Raw genomic sequence first — 5,518 nt, forward strand, 5'->3', positions numbered from 1 at the left:
TCGTTTGTCGAGCGAACCGTGTGTTTCGCAGCACGATCGCAGGGAAATACAAGCGTACGCAGCGTGCGGTCGGGATCATGGATGGCGAGGAGGCCGTCCCACGCGAGCAACGGAGGTATGTATGGTCGTCGCGACGACGCCGGATCGCCCGGCGCCGGTCGAGCCAGCCACGTCGGCGCAAGCACGTTGGTGGCGGCCGAGGCTGCCCGCGACGGCGGCGTACTTGGCGGGGCTGATCATCGTCTCGGCGATCTTCTCGGCCTTGAGCGACTCCGCGCAGACCAGGATGGTGCTGCACGCGAGCACGAATCTGCACAACCTGTTGAGCGGCCGGTTGGGAACGCTGCTGGCGAGCGCGTTCGTGATCGGTGACGCCGTCGGGTCCTGGGTGATCATCCCCTTGCTCGCCTGTCTGCTCGCCCTCGCCGAGCTGCGCTTCGGCGCGCTGAGACTGGTGCGGGTGTTCCTGGTCGGTCACGTCGGCGCCACCTTGCTCGTCGCTGCGGGTCTGTGGGTGGGCATGCGAGCCGGGTGGGTCCCCGCGAGCATCCGCTGGGCCGAGGACGTCGGTGTCAGCTACGGGGCCATGGCGCTGATCGGCGCGCTCGTCGCGGCGATGCCGTACCGATGGCGCATCGCCTGGTCGACGGTGTGGTTCATCGTCGCGGTCGAGGGTGTGCTGATCGGACAGACCTTCACCCAGGCCGGGCACCTGGTGGCGCTCACGATCGGCACCGCGGTCGGATTCTTCATGATCTGGTCCAGGACGACCACCCGGCGGCGGCTGACCCGGATAGAGGGCGCCTTGCTCGCCGCGAGCGCGGTCCTGGCGGCGATTCTGCTCATGGGCTGACGGCAGCCGCGGTAGGGCGCTCGCCTACAGTGCTTGGGTGCGCCTAGTGATTGCTCGCTGTCAGGTCGACTACGTAGGGCGACTCACCGCCCATCTTCCGATGGCCCGAAGGCTACTGCTGATGAAAGCGGACGGCTCGGTGCTCGTGCACTCCGACGGCGGCTCGTACAAGCCGCTGAACTGGATGAGCCCGCCCTGCCGGCTGGACGAACGCAACGGTGACGCGCAGCTACCGGACGGTGCGAAGGCGCTGTGGGTCGTCACCAACAAGGCCGGCGAGGAACTTCGCATCACCATCGAGGACATCGAGCACGACTCCTCCCACGAGCTCGGCGTCGACCCGGGCCTGGTGAAGGACGGGGTGGAAGCCCACCTCCAAGAGCTGCTGGCCGAGCACGTGCACACGCTCGGCGCCGGGTTCACGCTCATCCGCCGCGAGTACATGACCGCGATCGGCCCGGTGGACCTGCTGTGCCGGGATGCCGACGGCGGCACGGTGGCGGTGGAGATCAAACGGCGCGGAGAGATCGACGGCGTCGAGCAGCTCACCCGTTACCTGGAGCTGCTGAACCGGGATCCGTTGCTGGCTCCGGTCGCGGGCGTCTTCGCCGCACAGCAGATCAAGCCGCAGGCGCGCACGCTCGCCGAGGATCGTGGCATCCGCTGCCTCACACTCGATTACGACGCCCTGCGTGGCACGGAGAGCAGCGAATTCCGTTTGTTCTGAACTCAGGGCAGTGCGGGGTGCGCAGGGGCGAGTAATACCCTTGTCGCATGCCTCGCCGGAAACCGCGTTCGGATCGCTACGCCGAGCGCTCGCGGGCCGGTGGCGCACCACTGGGAGACGTTGTCGGACGGACCGAGGCCGGTCCGGACGGTGCGGAGACGTATGTGGTGCGCACCATTCCTGGCGCCCGCGCGATCAAGACCTACCGCTGCCCCGGCTGTGACCACGAGATCCCACCAGGGGTCGCCCACATCGTCGCATGGCCCGCGTACGGCGGCGAAGACGACCGCAGGCATTGGCACAGCGGGTGCTGGAACGGGCGACAGACGCGCCGGATCACTCGGCGGTGGTCCTGACGCCGCCGCGGAGGCATCGTCGCGGGCGACGTGCGGTCGAGTAGGTCGGCACCGAATGGACGAGGCCGGCCAATGGCGGAAGGACCTGCGCGTGGTCCGACCAGCAGTAGTGTCCGGAAAGCTGGACGACGAACAGCTGGTGACGATTGCGACGGCAGGGGGCGATCTCGCCGCGACTCGTCGGCTTCGAGCGCCTCGCGCTTCGCCCCGGTCGTCGGGGAGCGAGCGGACGTTTCCGCGCGAGATCGAATCTCGTTTCCTCGATCCGACAGTATGGCGCGCGTGTTCGTCGATGTTCTTGCGGCGTGGACCCGCCGGATACGGAATTAGGGAAGGCCGCCCCGGGAGGAGCGGCCTTCGGTGATTTCGGTTGAGATTTGCTGCTGTCGCCGGTTGCTCCGACGTCAGTTGCTGATGTCGGCGCTCTCGCGCTCGTCCGAGTCGATGTCCTCGTCATCGCTCGCGACCTCGGGGATCGCCTTCTGGCGGGAGCCGGTGACCGACTTGGTGTTGCCGCCGATCGACTTGCGCTGATCCGGAACACCGTCCAGCAGTTCGCTTTCCCGGTTGACCGCGGCGAGCATCGCGGGCACCGAGTCGAGCTGACCGCGGATACCGAGCAGCTGGGCGAGCACGCGGCCGCGCAGCACGCGCATCTCCTCGGCCAGTTCCTTCGCGTGCGCGATCTTGCGCTCGGAGGTCTGAGTGGCGGAGGTGATGAGGCGGTTGGCCTCGTCGGTCGCGTCCTTGATCCGCTGGGCGGCCTCGGCGCGGCTGGTGGCTTCCAGCTCCTCCATGGCGCGAGTGAGCTTGGTGCGACGCTCGGCCATGGTGGCCTCGAAGTCCTGCTGGGTGGCCTTGCGCTTCGCGTCGGCTTCCTTCGCGATGCGGTCGGCCTCGGCCTGGGCGGCCTCGATGATCTTGGCGGACTCGGTGCGTGCGTTCGCGAGGGTCTGCTCGAATTCGATTTCGAGCGCCTCGCGCTTCTCCTTGGTCTCCGCGAGCAGCGACTCGTACTTGCCACGCATCTCGGTGGCCTGCTGCTCGGCGATCGACACCATCTCCGCGGCCTCGGCCTGGGCCAGCGCACGGACCTCGGACGCCTCGTCGGAGGCGAGCCGCAGCATTCGGGAAATGCGGTCGGACATACCTTCCGCGGTGGTCGGCGGCACCGAGAGTCGGTCGACCTCCTTACGGAGTTCGTCGATCTCGTCGCGCGCGTCTTCCAGCTGGCTGGCGAGGTTACGTGCTTGTGCCGCAGCCGCATCGCGGTCGGTGGCGGTGACTCTCAGTTCCGCGTCGAAGCGGTCGAAGTAATTACGCACCTCGTCTTGCGCATAACCCTTGCGCACAACGGTGAAGGGCAGTGCAACGAAGCGATTGCGATCGGACTCGGGTGACGACATGGCACACAAACTACAGCGTGAAGACAGCCGATGGTGACTCGACTGCGAATGTCATTCCAACGAGTTTTCCCGACCTGACGGCGATACTAGTGCGTAACATTCGCGTTCGGTTCGACCAACTCGATCAGCACACCTCCAGCATCCTTCGGGTGGATGAAATTGATGCGGGAATCGGCCGTTCCGTGCCGTGGGGCCTCGTACAGCAAACGCAGACCCTTGGCGCGCAGGTGCGCGGAGACGGCCTCGATGTCGGTCACCCGGTAGGCCAGTTGCTGCAAGCCGGGGCCGTTACGGTCGATGAACTTCGCGATGGTCGACTCCTCGTTGAGCGGAGCCAGCAACTGCAGGGCAGTGGCCCGGTCCGGTGCGCCCGGCAGCGACAGCATCGCCTCGTGCACGCCCTGGGCCTCGTTGACCTCGCGGTGGGTCTCGATCATGCCGAGGTTCTCGGCGTACCAGGCGACCGCGGTGTCCAGGTCCGGCACCGCGATGCCGACGTGGTCGACCGCGGTGACGTAGTCGGCTGGGATGAAAGACGACTGTTCGATAACGTTGCTCACCATTCGAAAGTAGCGCGACCTGGCACGGGGCGCGCGGGGCGCACCCGCTACCGTTGAGTAGAACACCTGCTCTCGTGGCGCCCCGGTGCGGGCGCGAGCAGGTCCGATCTACGAATGCGAGGCTCGTCGTGACCACTTCCGTGATCGTCTCCGGTGCGCGTACCCCGGTCGGCAAGCTGCTCGGAGGTCTGAAGGACTTCAGCGGTTCCGATCTGGGCGGGTTCGCGATCAGGGCGGCGCTGGAGAAGGGCGGTGTCGCGCCCGACCAGGTCGACTACGTGATCATGGGCCAGGTGCTCACCGCGGGCGCGGGGCAGATCCCGGCCCGGCAGGCGGCGGTGGCCGCGGGCATCCCGATGGACGTGCCCGCCCTGACGCTGAACAAGGTCTGCCTGTCCGGCATCAACGCGATCGCCCTCGCCGACCAGCTGATCCGCGCGGGCGAGTACGAGATCGTCGTCGCGGGCGGCCAGGAGTCCATGAGCCAGGCGCCGCACCTGCTGGAGAAGAGCAGGGAAGGCTTCAAGTACGGCGATGTGACCCTGCGCGACCACATGGCCTACGACGGCCTGCACGACATCTTCACCGGTCAGGCCATGGGCGCGCTCACCGAGCAGCGCAACGAGACCGACCGGATCAGCCGGGAGGACCAGGACGCGTTCGCGGCGGCTTCGCACCAGCGGGCGGCGGCGGCGTGGAAGAACGGCGTCTTCGACGACGAGGTGGTCCCGGTCGCGGTGCCGCAGCGCAAGGGCGATCCGGTGCTGGTGACCACGGACGAGGGCGTTCGCGCCGACACCACCGTGGAGTCGCTGGCCAAGCTGCGTCCGGCGTTCCGCAAGGACGGCACCATTACCGCGGGCACCGCCTCGCAGATCTCCGACGGCGCCGCCGCGGTCGTGGTGATGAGCAAGGAGAAGGCGCAGTCGCTGGGGCTGAGCTGGATCGCCGAGATCGGCGCCGCCGGCGTGGTCGCCGGTCCGGACTCGACCCTGCAGGACCAGCCCGCCAACGCGATCGCCAAAGCCTGCGCTCGCGAGGGCATCTCGCCCGCCGACCTGGACCTGGTGGAGATCAACGAGGCGTTCGCCGCGGTCGGTGTCGCGTCCACCCGCAAGTTGGGCATCGACCCGGAGAAGGTGAACGTCAACGGTGGCGCGATCGCCATCGGCCACCCGCTGGGCATGTCCGGCGCCCGCATCCTGCTGCACCTGGTGCTCGAGCTGAAGCGCCGCGGCGGTGGTGTCGGCGCGGCCGCACTCTGCGGTGGCGGCGGGCAAGGCGACGCACTGATCGTCCGCGTCTGATGTTCGTGGGGTGACCACCCCGCATCTCGAATCGGCGGCGCCCTCGGGCACACGAGGGCGCCACCGAGTGCCACCAATTCGCGTTCCCTGTGCTCGGCATTCGCGAATTGACGCGCTTGGCTCACCCAACCCCGGGACGTGCAGCCGGGAGATCGGATAGGGGCTGTCCGCGCCGAAACGGCGGGAGTCCTCGTACGTGTTGCGCCCCGCCAGTTCGAGCGAAGCGACAAGCATGTGCCCTTCGTGCCCCGGCTCGCCTTCGGGTGGCCGCGTAGGCGATGAAGGAGCAAGCAGCCGGGGCCGCCACAT

General features: G+C 67.9%; 6 protein-coding genes. 4 read left to right on the plus strand and 2 right to left on the minus strand.

Annotated features, from left to right (window positions below; genetic code table 11):
• The first annotated feature begins 121 nt into the window (after nt 1–121).
• The 3 genes from ON29_RS06150 to ON29_RS34480 are packed head-to-tail and all read left to right on the plus strand — an operon-like array spanning nt 122 to nt 1,936.
• Complete coding sequence (locus ON29_RS06150) at nt 122–853, plus strand: rhomboid-like protein (RefSeq protein ID WP_051174910.1); 732 nt, start codon at nt 122–124, stop codon at nt 851–853.
• A gap of 37 nt (nt 854–890) precedes the next feature.
• Nucleotides 891–1,580 (plus strand): endonuclease NucS, encoded by a 690-nt coding sequence (gene nucS, locus ON29_RS06155; RefSeq protein ID WP_040865179.1) that lies wholly within the window; start codon nt 891–893, stop codon nt 1,578–1,580.
• Nucleotides 1,581–1,627: 47 nt separating this feature from the next.
• Complete coding sequence (locus ON29_RS34480; RefSeq protein WP_083863266.1) at nt 1,628–1,936, plus strand: Rv1322 family protein; 309 nt, start codon at nt 1,628–1,630, stop codon at nt 1,934–1,936.
• 404 nt (nt 1,937–2,340) lie between these two features.
• Here the strand turns inward: ON29_RS34480 and ON29_RS06160 are convergent, their stop codons facing one another.
• Nucleotides 2,341–3,342, minus strand: a complete 1,002-nt coding sequence (locus ON29_RS06160; RefSeq protein ID WP_040865180.1) for a coiled-coil domain-containing protein — start codon at nt 3,340–3,342, stop codon at nt 2,341–2,343.
• 86 nt (nt 3,343–3,428) lie between these two features.
• Entirely contained in the window at nt 3,429–3,902 is a 474-nt protein-coding gene (gene mce, locus ON29_RS06165) for a methylmalonyl-CoA epimerase (RefSeq protein ID WP_245548839.1), read from the minus strand.
• 128 nt (nt 3,903–4,030) lie between these two features.
• On the opposite strand from mce, the gene ON29_RS06170 reads away from it, so the two are divergent.
• Nucleotides 4,031–5,209 carry an acetyl-CoA C-acetyltransferase gene (locus ON29_RS06170; protein WP_040865182.1) on the plus strand — a complete coding sequence of 393 codons (1,179 nt, stop codon included), beginning with the start codon at nt 4,031–4,033 and terminating at the stop codon, nt 5,207–5,209.
• Nucleotides 5,210–5,518 lie beyond the last annotated feature (309 nt).

This window comes from Nocardia exalbida NBRC 100660 (genome assembly GCF_000308575.1).
Taxonomy (GTDB): Bacteria; Actinomycetota; Actinomycetes; order Mycobacteriales; family Mycobacteriaceae; genus Nocardia; species Nocardia exalbida.